This is a genomic window from Pseudomonas atacamensis (genome assembly GCF_017167965.1).
Taxonomy (GTDB): Bacteria; Pseudomonadota; Gammaproteobacteria; order Pseudomonadales; family Pseudomonadaceae; genus Aquipseudomonas; species Aquipseudomonas atacamensis.
The window spans coordinates 2,149,413-2,164,328 of record NZ_CP070503.1 but is presented as its reverse complement, the minus strand read 5'-3'; the positions used below and the strand labels follow the sequence as shown (position 1 = coordinate 2,164,328).

At 62.6% G+C, this 14,916-nt stretch carries 12 protein-coding genes and 1 pseudogene; 7 read left to right on the top strand and 6 right to left on the bottom strand.

The window, feature by feature from the left end; all coding sequences use genetic code 11:
* Window positions 1-195 precede the first annotated feature (195 nt).
* Both JWU58_RS27545 and JWU58_RS27540 read left to right on the top strand, forming a co-directional pair.
* Window positions 196-1,494, top strand: a pseudogene (locus JWU58_RS27545) (methyl-accepting chemotaxis protein); the annotation flags it as partial.
* A gap of 102 nt (window positions 1,495-1,596) precedes the next feature.
* The gene (locus JWU58_RS27540; RefSeq protein WP_371699990.1) at window positions 1,597-2,352 is read left to right on the top strand and encodes a methyl-accepting chemotaxis protein; all 756 of its coding nucleotides are present in this window, start codon (window positions 1,597-1,599) and stop codon (window positions 2,350-2,352) included.
* Between the two features lie 130 nt (window positions 2,353-2,482).
* Here the strand turns inward: JWU58_RS27540 and JWU58_RS09870 are convergent, their stop codons facing one another.
* The 4 genes from JWU58_RS09870 to JWU58_RS09855 are packed head-to-tail and all read right to left on the bottom strand — an operon-like array spanning window position 2,483 to window position 5,084.
* Window positions 2,483-3,796: a sensor histidine kinase gene (locus tag JWU58_RS09870; RefSeq protein WP_123442051.1), complete on the bottom strand. Its 1,314-nt coding sequence runs from the start codon at window positions 3,794-3,796 to the stop codon at window positions 2,483-2,485.
* A complete protein-coding gene (locus JWU58_RS09865; RefSeq protein WP_110603823.1) occupies window positions 3,793-4,461 on the bottom strand; it encodes a response regulator transcription factor in 669 nt (222 codons plus the stop codon). The genes JWU58_RS09870 and JWU58_RS09865 overlap by 4 nt, the downstream gene beginning before the upstream one ends.
* 3 nt (window positions 4,462-4,464) lie before the next feature.
* Window positions 4,465-4,776, bottom strand: coding sequence for a PepSY domain-containing protein (locus JWU58_RS09860; protein ID WP_016775413.1), 312 nt, complete (start codon window positions 4,774-4,776; stop codon window positions 4,465-4,467).
* Window positions 4,776-5,084, bottom strand: a complete 309-nt coding sequence (locus JWU58_RS09855; RefSeq protein ID WP_016775414.1) for a PepSY domain-containing protein — start codon at window positions 5,082-5,084, stop codon at window positions 4,776-4,778. The genes JWU58_RS09860 and JWU58_RS09855 overlap by 1 nt, the downstream gene beginning before the upstream one ends.
* Window positions 5,085-5,365: 281 nt before the next feature.
* Between JWU58_RS09855 and JWU58_RS09850 the strand changes: the two genes are divergently transcribed.
* From JWU58_RS09850 to codA, 4 genes are all read left to right on the top strand, one after another.
* Window positions 5,366-6,445: a patatin-like phospholipase family protein gene (locus JWU58_RS09850; RefSeq protein ID WP_206421850.1), complete on the top strand. Its 1,080-nt coding sequence runs from the start codon at window positions 5,366-5,368 to the stop codon at window positions 6,443-6,445.
* Window positions 6,446-6,530: 85 nt separating this feature from the next.
* Window positions 6,531-6,887 (top strand): 6-carboxytetrahydropterin synthase QueD, encoded by a 357-nt coding sequence (gene queD, locus JWU58_RS09845; RefSeq protein WP_007915588.1) that lies wholly within the window; start codon window positions 6,531-6,533, stop codon window positions 6,885-6,887.
* 389 nt (window positions 6,888-7,276) lie between these two features.
* Window positions 7,277-8,548, top strand: coding sequence for a cytosine permease (gene codB / locus JWU58_RS09840; protein ID WP_122603777.1), 1,272 nt, complete (start codon window positions 7,277-7,279; stop codon window positions 8,546-8,548).
* Between the two features lie 13 nt (window positions 8,549-8,561).
* Window positions 8,562-9,797, top strand: coding sequence for a cytosine deaminase (gene codA, locus JWU58_RS09835; protein WP_122612641.1), 1,236 nt, complete (start codon window positions 8,562-8,564; stop codon window positions 9,795-9,797).
* 128 nt (window positions 9,798-9,925) lie between these two features.
* Here codA and JWU58_RS09830 read toward each other — a convergent pair whose 3' ends face one another.
* On the bottom strand, window positions 9,926-10,906 hold the full coding sequence (locus tag JWU58_RS09830) for a diaminopimelate epimerase (RefSeq protein WP_206421849.1): 981 nt from the start codon (window positions 10,904-10,906) through the stop codon (window positions 9,926-9,928).
* 244 nt (window positions 10,907-11,150) lie between these two features.
* Between JWU58_RS09830 and JWU58_RS09825 the strand changes: the two genes are divergently transcribed.
* Window positions 11,151-12,302, top strand: coding sequence for an MFS transporter (locus JWU58_RS09825; protein WP_206421848.1), 1,152 nt, complete (start codon window positions 11,151-11,153; stop codon window positions 12,300-12,302).
* A gap of 150 nt (window positions 12,303-12,452) precedes the next feature.
* On the opposite strand, the gene JWU58_RS09820 is transcribed toward JWU58_RS09825, so the two are convergent.
* Window positions 12,453-14,879: a TonB-dependent siderophore receptor gene (locus tag JWU58_RS09820; protein WP_206421847.1), complete on the bottom strand. Its 2,427-nt coding sequence runs from the start codon at window positions 14,877-14,879 to the stop codon at window positions 12,453-12,455.
* Window positions 14,880-14,916: the final 37 nt, after the last annotated feature.

Sequence of the window (14,916 nt, the reverse complement as noted above, 5' to 3'; positions counted from 1 at the left end):
CTTTGCTGCGCGTGGGAACGATCAATACGCAGGGGTCACGACTGCTTCGCAGCCGAACGGGGATAAATCCCCTCGCCACAGGACCACAGGACCACAGGCCCCGCATGCGGCAATCGGTCATATTGCGCTCACGGCATAAAGAAAGCCGAAACGCGGCCGCTACAGTGCAAAGTCTCAGATATTTATCGGATAAGGATGTTTTCCATGTCGCTCAGACAACTTTCCATCCAATGGAAAATCACCCTGCTCGCCGGCCTCTGCCTGGCCGGTATCGTGACCCTGTTGGTCGGTCTTTCGCTGTATCGCATGGAACACAGCTCGGCGCTGGTCAAGGCCTCGAGCATGGAGATGCTCACCGAGTCGGCCCAGGCGCGGATCGAGTCGCAAGGTGAAGTGCAGGCCGCCGGCATTCGTCAGCAATTCATGGACGCCTATCAGTACGGCCACGGTTTCTCGCGGCAGGTGCTGTTTTTGCGTGAGCAGGCCGAGAAGCGTTTTCTCGATGCCTTCGACCTGCGCGAGGACATGACCCGTCAGGTCAAATCCGCGCTGCAAGCCAACCCGGACCTGCTCGGCCTGTCGCTGGTGTTCGAAGCCAATGCGCTGGACGGCAAGGACGAACTGTTCGCCGATCAGGCTGAACTGGGCAGCAACGACAAGGGCCGTTTCGCCCTGTACTGGTCGCAGCCGACCCCGGGCAAAGTCACCTCGATGGCGCTGCCGGAAAGCGACATGAGCGACACCAGCACCGGCCCCAGCGGTCAGGCCGCCAACGCCTGGTTCACCTGCCCGCGCACCACGCTCAAACCGTGCGTGATCGAGCCGTACTTCTATGTCATCGACGGCCACAAAGTGCTGATGACCAGCATCGTCTTCCCGCTGCAGGTCAACGGCAAAGTCATCGCCTCGCTGTCGGTCGACATCAACCTCAACAGCCTGCAAGCGATCAGCCAGAACGCCAGCCGCAAGCTGTATGACGGTCAGACCGCCGTCAGTATTGTCAGCCCCGCCGGCCTGCTCGCCGGTTACAGCCCGGATGCCGGCAAACTCAGCCAGCGCCTGGATGCGGTGGATCAGGCCAGCGGCAGCGAGTTGCTGCGCCTGCTCGCCGCGAGCACTGGCGTGAGCAGCCTGCACAGCAACGGCCAGTTGAAAGTGCTGTCGCCGTTCCAGCCGATTCCCGACGGCCCGGCATGGGGCGTGTTGCTCGATGTGCCGGAGAAAGTCCTGGTCAGCCGTGCCGAAGCGCTCAAGCAGCAACTGGATGCGAGCAATACCTCGGGCACGCTGATCGAACTGAGCCTCGGCCTGCTCGCCGCGCTGATCGGTCTGTTGCTGGTGTGGCTGATGGCGCGCAGCGTGACCAAACCGATTCTCGGCGTGGCGCACATGCTTGAAGACATCGCCAGCGGCGAAGGCGACCTGACCCGGCGCCTGGCCTACGACAAGCATGACGAGCTTGGCCAGCTGGCCGGTTGGTTCAACAAGTTCCTCGACAAGCTGCAACCGATCATCGCCGAGGTGAAGCGCTCGGTGCAGGATGCGCGCAACACCGCTGACCAGTCCTCGGCCATCGCCACCCAGACCAGCGCCGGCATGGAGCAGCAATATCGCCAGGTCGATCAGGTCGCCACCGCGTCCCACGAAATGAGCGCCACCGCGCAAGACGTTGCGCGCAGTGCCGCGCAGGCCGCCGAAGCTGCCAAGGACGCCGACCGCGCCACCCGTCAGGGCCTGACCGTGATCGACCGCACCACCGCAAGCATCGACACCCTCGCCGCCGACATGAGCGCAGCGATGGTTCAGGTCGAAGGCCTGGCTGCGAACAGCGAGAAAATCGGCACGGTGCTGGAAACCATCCGCGCCATCGCCGAGCAGACCAACCTCCTGGCACTCAACGCCGCCATCGAAGCCGCCCGCGCCGGTGAAGCCGGACGCGGTTTTGCCGTGGTCGCCGATGAAGTGCGCAATCTTGCGCGCCGCACTCAGGAGTCGGTGGAGGAAACCCGCCAGGTCATCGAGCAATTGCAGAACGGCACGCAGGAAGTGGTCGGCTCGATGGGCAACAGCCATCGTCAGGCCCAGGGCAGTGTCGAGCAGGTGGGCCAGGCCGTGACCGCGTTGCGGCAGATCGGCGATGCGGTGACGGTGATCAGCGACATGAACCTGCAAATCGCCAGCGCTGCCGAAGAGCAGAGCGCAGTGGCTGAGGAGATCAATAACAACGTGGCGACGATTCGCGATGTGACCGAATCGCTGTCCGGACAGGCGAACGAGTCGGCGCGGGTCAGTCAGTCACTCAACAGCCTGGCGAATCAGCAGCAGAGGTTGATGGATCAGTTTCGGGTCTAGAATCCACCGCAAACCCAATGTGGGAGCGAGCCTGCTCGCGAAAGCGTCGTATCAGTCAGCGAACATTTATCTGACAGATTGCATTCGCGAGCAGGCTCGCTCCCACAGGGGATGTAGGGTGTTTTGGCAATTAGCGCTTAGGCAGTTCAATCACCACTTTCAACCCGCCCCACTCGCTTTCGCCCAACACCAGCAAGCCACCCCACGTATCGACGATATCCCGCACGATCCCAAGGCCGAGCCCATGCCCGTGGGTCTGCTCATCCAGTCGCGTGCCACGGCTGAACACCTGAGTGCGCTGCTCTTCGGGAATCCCCGGGCCGTCATCTTCCACGCTCAGGGCAAAGCCGTCTGACCTTTCGATCACACTCAAGCGCACCTCGGCATCGGCCCATTTGCAGGCGTTGTCGAGCAGGTTGCCGAGCAGTTCGAGCAAGTCCTCGCGGTCCCACGGCAGTTGCAAACCCGGCGGTGCGACGTAGCTCAAGGCCAGATGCTCGCCGTGAATCATGTTCAGCGTCGCCAGCAACCCCGGCAGCTCGGCATCGCAATCGAACAACGCGCCGGGTAGCGCATCCCCCGACAACCGCGCGCGATTGAGTTCGCGATTGAGGCGCTGCTGCACCTGTTCCAGTTGTTCCTTGAGAATCCTGCGCAGCTCGGGATGCTCATCGAGCTTGTCGCTGGAGGCGAGGCTGAGCAGCACCGCCAACGGGGTTTTCAGCGCGTGACCAAGGTTGCCCAAGGCATTGCGCGAGCGCTTGAGGCTGTCTTCGGTGTGGGCAAGCAAATGGTTGATCTGCGCCACCAGCGGCTCCAGTTCCACCGGCACCTGATCGTCGAGTTGCGAGCGCTGGCCCTGCTGCAACTGAGCGATCTGCTCGCGCGCGCGTTCCAGCGGTTTCAGCGCGCGGCGCACGGTCAGGCGTTGCAGGAACAGAATCAGCAGCAACGCCGCCAGCCCCAGACCGAGGCCGATCTGGCGCATGCGCTGGAAGCTGTCGCTGACCGGCGTGTAATCCTGGGCGACGCTGATCGAGATCGACTGACCCAGGCGCCGATAGTCCGAGCGCAGTATCAGCAAGCGTTGCCCGCCCGGGCCAAGTTGCAGGTTGCTGTGCAGCCCCGGGTGTTGCAGCAGCGGCAGTTCCTGATCCCACAGCGAGCGCGAACGCCAGTGGCTGTCGGAGAAATCGATGCGAAAGTAATGCCCGGAAAACGGCCGCTGATAGGCCGGCGAGAGATGCCGCTCATCCAATTGCAAACCTTGCGGGCCGCGCACCAGCGCCACCAGCAGGCTTTCGCTGTCGTTGCGCAGGCCGGCTTCGAGGTAGCGCTGCAAACCGACTTCAAACAACCACAGGCTGGTTTGCGCCAGTACCAGACCGACGATCACCATCACACTGATCAAACCCAGGCTCAAACGGCGCTGGATTGATCTCATGAAGCTTGCCCGCCGAACAGGTAACCCTGACCGCGACGGGTTTCGATCACGCTTTTGCCGAGCTTGCGCCGCAGGTGATTGACGTGCACTTCGAGGACGTTGGAGTCACGCTCGGTCTCACCGTCGTAGAGGTGTTCGGCGAGGTGGCTTTTCGAGAGGATCTGTTCCGGGTGCAGCATGAAATAGCGCAGCAGACGGAATTCAGCGGCGGTCAGCTGAATGTCGGCGCCGTCGCGAACCACGCACTGGCGGCCTTCGTCCAGATGCAGGCCGGCGGCTTGCAGGGTCGGCTGGTTGGCCTGGCCCTTGGAGCGGCGCAACAGTGACTGAATGCGCAGGTACAGCTCTTCCGGATGGAACGGTTTGGTCAGGTAATCGTCAGCGCCGGCCTTCAGCCCTTCGATGCGCTCGGCCCAAGAATCGCGCGCGGTAAGGATCAGCACCGGAATCGCCAGACCGGCGGCGCGCCACTGCGCCAACACCTCCAGCCCCGGCACGCCGGGCAGGCCGAGGTCGAGGATGATCAGGTCATAGGGCTCGCTGCTGCCCTGATACACCGCGTCACGACCATCGGCCAGCCAATCCACCGCGTAGCCTTGGCGCTGCAGACCGGCGAGCAATTCGTCGGCCAGCGGTACGTGGTCTTCCACCAGAAGCAAACGCATCGATCAATCTTCCTTGTCTTTGACTAACTCGCCGGTATCGGCCTTCAGGTGCAGCTCGCGCGCCACGCCTTCGACCGTCAGCAATTCGACTTCGTAAATGTACACGTCGTGTTTTTCTTCCAGCTCGACTTCCAGCAGCTTGGCGCCGGGGTAGCGATCCATGGCCTGCTGCAGGACTTGCTCCAGCGGCAGGATCACGCCATCGCGACGCAGGGCCAGTGCCTCGTCCTGATCGAGGTCGCGAGCCATGGCCGTGCTGCACAACAACACCAGCGCCAGCGCCGTCAGGCGGGTGGCGCGACTATTCAGCTTCATTACGTATCCTGATGATCCCTGAGCACTTCACCATCGACCGCGTTCAACTCCAGATCCCACTTCAGCCCTTTCGGGTCGCGCAGTTCGATCTGGTAAATGAACTTGCCGTACTCTTCCTCCAGCTCGGTTTCGGTGATTTCCGAACCGGGGTGTTTTTCCAGGGCGATGGCGTTGAGCTTCTCGAAGGAGACGATAGTACCAGCGTCGCGCAAACGAAGCGCTTCGTCGGGTCCGAGATCGCGCGCCAGCGCAGTGTTGGCGCCAAGGCCGAGGATCGAGGCAGTGGTCAGGGCAGTCAGGGTTTTCATGGGTGTCTCCGAATTCTTATATGTTGCTTACGGTGGGCACCATAGCGGGATCAACTTAACTGAAACTGAATGGCCATCATTGTGCCCCCTCAGTCCGATCGTTCCCACGCTCTGCGTGGGAATGCCTCAAGGGACGCTCCGCGTTCCAATGGGACGCAGAGCGTCCCCGGCTGCATTCCCACGCAGAGCGTGGGAACGATCTGTACGCCGTCGTCGCGGACCCTCCCACAGGATTCGGCGGTGTGCTTATAATTCCCAGCTTGCTAACGATCGAGACCGGTATGACCGCCATCCACATCAAGTTTCCCGCCCTCACCCTCAAGGCCGGCCCACGGGCCATGGCGCGGATTCGTGCGCAGGGATTGCACGCCGCGGACGTCGGCACCCTGCCCGGTGCGGCCGGTGGGCCGAAGGCATTGGGAATTCAGGGGCTCGATCTGGCGTTGTTCGGCGAGTGGCTGCCGAGTGCGCCGCGCAAGCGTTCGCTGATCGGCGCCTCGGTGGGTTCCTGGCGCTTCGCCAGCGCATGCCTGCCAGACGCCGCCGAGGGCATTCGCCGCCTCGGCCAGCTCTACGCCGAGCAGCATTTCAACAAAGGCGTGAGCATGGCCGAGATCAGCCAGAGCTCGCAGCGCATGCTCAATGACCTGCTCGACGGCCGCGATGCGAGCATCCTCGAAAACGCCGATTACCGCTTGAACATCATGGTGGTGAAGAGCCAGGGCCGCCTCGCTGAAGACCATCGCGGGCGCCTCGGTCTGGCGCTGGGTTCGGTGATCGCCGACAACCTGCGCGGTCGTGCGCGGCTGTCGCGGCACTTCGAACGGCTGATCATCCACGATCCGCGCCTGGCGCCGCCGCTTGATGCCTTGACCGATTTCCCCTCGCGTTTCGTTGCCCTCAACACCGGCAACCTGCGCCAGGCCCTGCTCGCTTCCGGATCGATCCCGATGGTCATGGAAGGCGTACGCGACTTGCCCGGCGCCGGCGCGGGTACGTTCCGTGACGGCGGTTTGCTCGACTACCACCTCGACCTGCCCTACAGCGGCGACGGTATCGTGCTCTATCCGCACTTCACCGATCGAGTGATTCCCGGCTGGTTCGACAAGACCCTGCCATGGCGCCGCGCTTCGGTGCAGCGTCTGCAAGATGTGCTGCTGGTCGCGCCGTCGAAGGAATATCTGGCGCGCCTGCCCTACGGCAAACTGCCCGATCGCAACGACTTCAAACGCTTCATGGGCGACGCGCCGAGCCGGCAGAAATACTGGCACACGGCGATGGACGAGAGCCGTCGACTGGGCGACGAATTTCTCGAACTGACGGCCAATGGTCGCCTCGCCGAGCGCTTGCTGACCCTTTAGTCAGCACGGCCAAAGACAAGCTGATAAACTCGCCGCCTGCCCGAATCGCTGCGGCGAACGCCATCTGAACAGAGCCGAAAATACCGTGGAAATCTTCAAAGAGTTTACTTTCGAATCCGCCCACCGCCTGCCGCACGTCCCGGACGGCCACAAGTGCGGACGCCTGCACGGCCACTCGTTCAAGGTCGCGCTGCACCTGAGCGGCGACCTCGATCCGCACACTGGCTGGATTCGCGATTTCTCCGAGATCAAGGCGATTTTCAAGCCGCTGTATGAGCGTCTTGACCACAACTACCTGAACGACATTCCCGGCCTGGAAAACCCGACCAGCGAAGTGCTGGCCAAATTCATCTGGAACGAGATGAAGCCATTGCTGCCGGAACTCAGCGCGATCCGCATTCATGAGACGTGCACAAGCGGCTGCATCTATCGCGGCGAATAGCAACAAAGATCTCCTGCCAAAGCCATCGCCGCTGCCCTCATGCGCTTCTTCTGACCCAACATTACTCCCCCTGACACCGATCGTTCCCACGCTCTGCGTGGGAATGCCTCAACGGACGCTCCGCGTTCGGCTTTGGAATGGGACGCGGAGCGTCCTGGGCTGCATTCCCACGCAGAGCGTGGGAACGATCAGACGCTCTGCGTGGGAACGATCAGATCGTCCGATCGCGGCCCGAGCCTTCGGCAGCTCCTACATTGGGCTTCGGTGTGTTCGGGTGCACCGTTTTCGCGCCTGACTTCGCCGTGTCGTCTATACATACCCGGCCCGACCGTGCTTGGCACGACCGCTGCAACCCTTCTGCGTCTTCCCCTTCCAGCAAGGACTGCCCCATGACGCAGAACGCCTCCGGCAACGATTACCCGCTCAGTGAAGTGCCCATGCACGCGCGCAAAGGCCTGGCCTCGACGGCGATGGTGTTACTGGGCTTCACGTTTTTCACCGCGACCATGTTTGCCGGCGGCAAGCTCGGGGTCGCGTTCGGTTTCGCCGAGATGATGGCGGTGATCATTGTCGGCAACCTGCTGCTCGGTCTGTACGCGGCAGGCTTGGGTTACATCGCCTTCAAGAGCGGCCTCAATTCGGTGCTGATGGGCCGTTTCTGTTTTGGCGAAGTCGGCAGCAAGCTCAGCGACCTGATCCTCGGCTTCACCCAGATCGGCTGGTACGCCTGGGGCACGGCGACGGCAGCGGTGGTGATCGGCAAGTATTTCAATCTCGATGAAACCACCGTGCTGGTCCTGATGGTGCTGTTCGGTCTGGGCTTCTGCGCTACGGCGTACATCGGTTATCGCGGGCTGGAGATTCTCTCGTACATCGCGGTGCCGGCGATGATGTTGCTGCTGATGCTGTCGATGTGGGCAGCGACCGTGAAAGTCGGCGGCTTCGAAGGCTTGCTCAGCGTGGTGCCGAGCGGTTCGCTGGACTGGTCGACAGCGATCACGCTGGTGTTCGGCACCTTCGTCAGTGGCGCAACGCAAGCCACCAACTGGACGCGATTTTCCCGCTCGGCAAAAGTCGCGGTGCTGGCCAGCCTGATCGGTTTTTTCATCGGCAACGGCCTGATGGTGCTGATCGGCGCGTATGGCGCGATCGTCTATCAACAGCCGGATGTGGTTGAAGTGCTGCTGTTGCAGGGCTTCGCCATGGCCGCGATGGCCATGCTGTTGCTGAACATCTGGAGCACTCAGGACAACACCATCTACAACTTCGCCGTCGCCGGCTGCAACCTGCTGCGCACCGGGCGGCGCAAGACTGTGACCCTCGGTGGCGCGGTGATCGGCACCCTGCTCGCCCTGCTGGGCATGTACGACATGCTGGTGCCGTATCTCATCCTGCTCGGCACGGTGATTCCGCCGATTGGCGGGGTGATCATGGCTGACTTCTTCTACCGCTGGCGCGGGCACTATCCGCGCCTGGCCGACGCACGGTTGCCGGCGTTCAACTGGCCGGGGCTCGGGGCCTACGGGGTGGGCACCGTCGCTGCGTTCAGCTCGCCCTGGGTCGCGCCGCTGGTAGGCATTGCCGCTGCCGCGCTAACGTATGTCATCGTCACCGGTGTGCTCGGCGCACGTCGCGTCAGCGCACCACTACAAGACCTATAAAAGGATTTGCCTGATGCACATCATCAACGCCCGCCTGCGCAACCAGGAAGGCCTGCACGAGTTGCACCTTGAAGACGGCCTGATCCGCAGCATCGCCCGTCAGACCGAAGCGCCGACCCTCGGCCCGGATGACCTCGATGCCGGCGGCAATCTGGTGGTGCCGCCCTTCGTCGAGCCGCACATCCACCTCGACGCCACCCTCACTGCGGGCGAGCCGCGCTGGAACATGAGCGGCACGCTGTTCGAAGGCATCGAATGCTGGGGCGAGCGCAAGGTCACCATCACCGAAGAAGACACCAAGACCCGCGCCAAGAAGACCATTCAGGCCCTGGCCGCCCACGGTATTCAGCACGTGCGCACCCACGTTGACGTCACCGACCCGCAACTCACCGCGCTCAAGGCCATGCTCGAAGTGCGCGAGGAAAGTCGTCACCTGATCGACCTGCAAATCGTCGCGTTCCCGCAGGAGGGCATCGAGTCGTTCCGCAACGGGCGCGAGCTGATGGAAGAGGCGATCCGCATGGGCGCCGACGTGGTCGGCGGCATTCCGCATTTTGAGTACACCCGCGATCAGGGCGTCAGCTCGGTGAAGTTTCTGATGGACCTGGCCGAGCGCACCGGCTGCCTGGTCGATGTGCATTGCGACGAGACCGACGATCCGCATTCACGCTTCCTTGAAGTGCTTGCCGAAGAAGCGCGCAGCCGCGACATGGGCGCCCGCGTCACCGCCAGCCACACCACGGCGATGGGCTCTTATGACAACGCCTACTGCGCCAAACTGTTCCGCCTGCTCGGCCATTCCGGGATCAGTTTTGTTTCCTGCCCGACCGAAAGCATTCATCTGCAAGGGCGCTTCGACAACTTCCCCAAACGCCGGGGCGTGACCCGCGTCAATGAACTGCTCGAAGCCGGCATGAACGTGTGTTTCGGCCAGGACTCGATCGTCGACCCGTGGTATCCGCTGGGTAACGGCAACATCCTGCGCGTGCTCGAAGCCGGTCTGCACATCTGCCACATGCTCGGTTATCGCAACCTGCAAAGTGCGCTGGATCTGGTCACCGACAACAGCGCCAAAGCCATGCACCTGGGCGAGCGTTACGGACTGGAACAGGGCCGCCCGGCGAACCTGCTGATTCTCTCGGCGGACAGCGACTACGAAGTGATCCGCAGCCAGGGCCTGCCGCTGTATTCGATTCGCGGCGGCAAGGTGTTGATGAAGCGGCAGATGCCGGTGGTGGAGTTCAGTTGAGATTGCGCTGGGGCTGATGGCCTCATCGCTGGCAAGCCAGGCTCCCACAGATTTTGTGTTGAGCACATGATTGGGCCATCATGCAAAACCTGTGGGAGCCTGGCTTGCCAGCGATAGCGTCGGCCGAATCAACCCGCCAACCGCGCCGTGCCAAACAATCTGACGCGCAGCAACTCCCCTTCCGAAACCTCAAGCAAAACCGGTGCGGTGCCACCCGGCATGACCACCCGCACTTCACCCGCCTCGACCCAACCCACCCGCCACGCTGCACACGCGACCGCACTGGCGCTGGTGCCGGATGACGCGGTTGGACCTTCGCCACGCTCGAATACCCGCGCAGCGATTTTCTGCGGCGACACCAGCGCGGCCCACTGCAGATTGACGCCCGCCGGACAGGGATTGCCGGCACCGGTGGGCATGGCATAGGCGATTGCCGTCAGCCTCTCGTTCAGCGGTGATTCACCCATCTGTTCGTTGCTAGGCAAAGCGCTTGCATCGCTGAGCAGCGTTACACAGTGCGGATTGCCGATACGGACGAATTGGCTGTGGCTCCAGTCAGGATCGAGTTCCGCCAGCGGCTGGACATGGCTGACGTCGCGATTATTGATTTGAACGCTCTCGACTGCCTGCGCCCCAACGGCTCGCGGGCCGAATCCGGGCCGGCCGAGGTCGAGCCAAAAACCGCGCACGCCTTCGACTTGGGCCGGTGTCACAGCGGTTTCCAGCGCCTCGCCCTTGTCATGATGAACGCGCAACACGACGCCCTGCTCCGCCATCAAGCCTTGCTCGGTCAATGCCTGAGAAAAAATCGTCAGGCCGTTACCGCTGCGCTCGGCGAGGCTGCCGTCGGTGTTGACGATGAGTACATCGAACGGCGCCAATGCCTGGAACGGGCCGATCAGCAGGCCGTCGCTGCGGTGGGGTTTGCTGTTGGCCGGGCGTTGGCCTTCGGGCCAGTGACAGCACAAGGCGATGGCGGCCTCGCTCCATTGCTGCCTGGATACGGCGCACTCTGCGGCCCTCGCTGGCAAAGCGATTCCGGCTTCGCGCAAGGCTTGGGGCGAGACCACTCCGTAGATATTGCCGCGTGCGTCGTAGAACTTCGTCATGCCTTGTTCCCGTATTCCATGCTGGCGAAAATCCGACTGTAAACGGCAAACCAGTGTGGGAGCGAGCCTGCTCGCGAAGGCGGTGCGTCAGTCGACAATTCCATATTTGACCCACCGCTTTCGCGAGCAGGCTCGCTCCCACAGGGTAGGATGTTCACCGTTATGCCCCGAAAGGCCTGAGATCGAACCTCAACGCCGTCAGAATGTCACTCGGGATGCAGTTGTTTTTTTGCCAAGGATCGATATGACCAGCCTCAACCCCCAAGACACCTTCGTCCCCGGACGTCTGCAACAGATGTCCACCCGCGTCGCTTTTTTCATCGCTGGCCTCGGCATCGCCGCGTGGGCGCCGCTGGTGCCGTACGCCAAGGCGCGAGCCGGGCTGGATGAGGGCACGCTGGGATTACTGCTGCTGTGCCTGGGTGTCGGCTCGATTCTGGCGATGCCGCTGGCGGGGATTCTCGCCACGCGCTTCGGCTGCCGACGTGTGGCCACCGGCGGCACGCTGCTGATCTGCGCGGCATTGCCCCTGCTGTCGACGGTGTCATCGATCCCGGCGCTGATCGCCACGCTGTTTATGTTCGGCGCCGGCCTCGGCACGGTGGATTCGACGGTGAACCTGCAAGCAGTGATCGTTGAACGCGCCAGCGGCAAGCACATGATGTCGGGGTTCCACGGTTTGTTCAGCCTCGGTGGCATTGTCGGCGCGGCGGGCGTCAGTGCCCTGCTCGGCCTCGGCCTGACACCGCTGGCGGCGATGCTGGTGGTAGTGGTTTTGCTGATCGGCGCCTTGCTCAAGTGCGTGCCGCACATGTTGCCCTATGGCAGCGAAAGCTCCGGCCCGGCGTTCGCCATTCCCCATGGCATCGTGCTGTTTATCGGTGGCATGTGCTTCATCGTGTTCCTCACCGAAGGCGCGGCGCTGGACTGGAGCGCTGTGTTCCTCGCTCAGGAACGCGGGATCGACACGGCTTACGCGGGAATGGGTTACGCAGCGTTTGCCCTGACCATGACCGTCGGCCGTCTGCTCGGTGACCGCATCGTGCGCAAGCTGGGTGCGACGCGGATCATTCTGTTCGGCGGGCTGTTGGCGGCTGCGGGACTGTTTCTCGCCACCTTCGCGCCGAGCTGGCAAGCGGCGCTGGTAGGTTATGCGCTGGTCGGCGCCGGTTGCTCGAACATCGTGCCGGTGTTGTACACGGCGGTGGGCAAGCAGACGGTGATGCCGGAGAGCATCGCGGTGCCGGCGATTACCACGCTGGGTTATGCCGGGATTCTCGCCGGGCCAGCGGTGATCGGTTTTGTCGCGCATGCCAGCAGCCTGAGTTTTGCCTTTGGACTGATGGCGGTATTGCTGGTGGCTGTGGCGATTGGCGGCAAAGTCCTCAAGGTCTGAAAGCTTCGCGAGCAGGCTCGCAGGACGTAGCCAGATCGTTCCCCGCGCTCTGCGTGGGAATGCCTCAACGGACGCTCCGCGTTCGGCTTTGCAAGGGACGCGGAGCGTCCCGGGCTGCATTCCCACGCAGAGCGTGGGAACGATCAAGCCTTAGAAACCTACGCTGGCCTGCACGAAGAACGTGCGCGGTGCGCCGACATACATCCCCGAGTTGTTGTCGCTGGAGCGGGTGAAGTATTGCTTGTCGAAGACGTTCTTCACCCCGGCACCGAGCTTGAGGTTCGACACCTGCGGACCAAAGTCGTAGCCGCCGCGCACGTTCCAGGTCACGTAACCCGGGATGTCGCCGTACTGCCCATCCGCCGTGCCTTCAGTGATGTAGTTGCCATTGAAGCTGCCATCCGCATTCACACCGGTGCCCGGCGAACGCTGTTTCGATTGGGCGAAGCCATCGATGTTGTACGTCCAGCGGTTGATCTCATAACGCAATCCGACCGTGGCCACCTGCCGCGAATAGAACGGCAGATCGCGGCCCTTGAAGCCGGGGATCTCGCCTTCATAGGTGGCGCGGGTGTAGGTGAACCCGGCGTTGGCAGTCAAACCATCGAGGCGTGGATCGAGGGCGACCATGTCGTAGTGCGCCGAGGCTTCGATGCCCTGGTGCTTGGTCGCGCCGAGATTGGTCCAGCCGACGTCGTTGCTGATGTATTGCAGTTCTTCATCGAAGTCGATGTAGAACAGCGTCACCTCGCCGCCCCAGACATCATCGTTGTAGCGCGTGCCGATCTCGTAGGTCTTGGCCTTTTCCGGCTCCAGACCGTTGGCGGTGCTGTCACCCGAACCGCCCTGGCCGAGCTGGAAATATTGCAGGCTGCCGAATGAGGTTTCGTAGTTGGCGAACAGCTTCCAGGCATCGGACAGGTGATACATCACGCTCAGCGCCGGCAGCGGTTCGTTGCTTTCGATGCTGCGGTTTTTCTCCGGTACCGGGCGGCCAGCGGTGTCGAGGACAGCGCGATCATGCCAATCGGTGCTGATGTGTTCGAAGCGAATGCCCGGGGTGATAGTCCAGTTGCCGACGTCGATCTTGTTGTCGACATACACCGAATTGGCCTCGGTGCCACCGGTGCGATCCTGGAACACATGGCCGTCGGAGGTCGGCGTGACCACCGGCTGATTGTTGACCAGCGCCAGACGACTCGATTCTTCGTGCATCGCCTCTTTCAGATAGCGATAACCGACGCTGACTTCCTGCGTGGTCGGACCGACATCGAACACCCGCGACACGCGCGGTTCGATGCCGAGGGTGTAGTAGGAACGCGGGTAAGAGCTGAGGGTGCGCTGATCGCGCGCGGCGATGGTACTGCCGCGAAAGCTGTCGGTGTAGTAGGTGAGGATTTCTGCCTGGGTGCGCTCGTCGATCTGGCGAATCCACTTGAACGACACGTCCTTGCGCCGGCCTGTGAACTGGTCGTAATCACGCACCGATTCGTACGGTTTGTCGTCGTACTGACGCTGGGTCAGGCCGCCGGGCATGTCGGCGCTGGCGTCGTAGTAGTGGAAATTGAGACTGAAATCGTCCTGGTCGGTCGGCGCCCAGTGCGTCTTGAGCAGCACATCGTCGATGTCGTTGCCGTTGTTGCGCTCGCGATAGCCGTGGCCGTTGACGCCGGAGTACAGCAGCGCGACGCCCATGCCGTTGTCGGCGGTGCCTCCGAGGAATGCGGTGTCGATGTGTTTCCAGCCGCCGTACTGAGTGGTTTCCAGCGTTGTGCCGATTTCGCCGGTGGTTTTCTCCGGGATCGCGCGGGTCACGAAGTTGATCACGCCGCCGACGTTCTGTGGCCCGTAGCGCACGGAACCGGCGCCACGCACCACGTCGATGCTGTCGAGGTTGCCCGAGGAAATCGGCGCCATCGACAGTTGCGGCTGGCCGTACGGAGCAAACGCGGCAGGTACGCCGTCGATCAGCACGGTCGAGCGTGGCGACAGGCGCGAAGTCAGACCGCGTACGCCGACGTTGAGGGAAATATCACTGCCGCCGGTGCCATTGGAGTCCTGCACCTGCACGCCGGGCACGCGTTTGAGCACGTCGCTGACGTTCATCGCGCCCTGCTCGACCATCGCTTCGCGGCGAATCACCGTGCGTGCGCCGGGGTGGTTCTGCACCACCGCAGCGTCCGCGTCACCGAGCCAGTCGCCGACCACTTTGATGTCGGTCACGCCGAGCTCCAGCGGGCCGTTGCTGGCTGCGGAGGTGGCGGCTGGAGCGAGCGTCACCGAGCCTTCGTTGATCTGATAATCGAGACCGCTGCCCTGCAACAGCTGACGCAATGCCTGCTCTGGTGAAAGGTCGCCGTCGACCGCTGGCGCCTGTTTGCCGGCCACCAGCTCAGGGCTGAAAAACACCTGCAGCGAGGTTTGCTGGCCCAGTTCGCTCAAGGCCTGGCCCAGCGGTTGCGCGCGGATATGAATGGCTTCAGCGGCAAACGCCAACGGCATCGCGGCGCTGACCGCCAGCGCGAGAGCCAATGGCAACCAAGGGGATTTTTTATTGTGGGTTGTGGTGATGTTCACGTCGTACGCAGTCCTGTGGATCGCAAGAGTGTGCGGC

Coding starts and splice junctions, on each gene's coding strand:
- JWU58_RS27540 (WP_371699990.1), top strand. CDS start 1,597: ATGGAGCAGCAATATCGCCAGGTCGATCAGGTCGCCACCGCGTCCCAC.
- JWU58_RS09870 (WP_123442051.1), bottom strand. CDS start 3,796: ATGAGATCAATCCAGCGCCGTTTGAGCCTGGGTTTGATCAGTGTGATG.
- JWU58_RS09865 (WP_110603823.1), bottom strand. CDS start 4,461: ATGCGTTTGCTTCTGGTGGAAGACCACGTACCGCTGGCCGACGAATTG.
- JWU58_RS09860 (WP_016775413.1), bottom strand. CDS start 4,776: ATGAAGCTGAATAGTCGCGCCACCCGCCTGACGGCGCTGGCGCTGGTG.
- JWU58_RS09855 (WP_016775414.1), bottom strand. CDS start 5,084: ATGAAAACCCTGACTGCCCTGACCACTGCCTCGATCCTCGGCCTTGGC.
- JWU58_RS09850 (WP_206421850.1), top strand. CDS start 5,366: ATGACCGCCATCCACATCAAGTTTCCCGCCCTCACCCTCAAGGCCGGC.
- codB (WP_122603777.1), top strand. CDS start 7,277: ATGACGCAGAACGCCTCCGGCAACGATTACCCGCTCAGTGAAGTGCCC.
- codA (WP_122612641.1), top strand. CDS start 8,562: ATGCACATCATCAACGCCCGCCTGCGCAACCAGGAAGGCCTGCACGAG.
- JWU58_RS09830 (WP_206421849.1), bottom strand. CDS start 10,906: ATGACGAAGTTCTACGACGCACGCGGCAATATCTACGGAGTGGTCTCG.
- JWU58_RS09825 (WP_206421848.1), top strand. CDS start 11,151: ATGACCAGCCTCAACCCCCAAGACACCTTCGTCCCCGGACGTCTGCAA.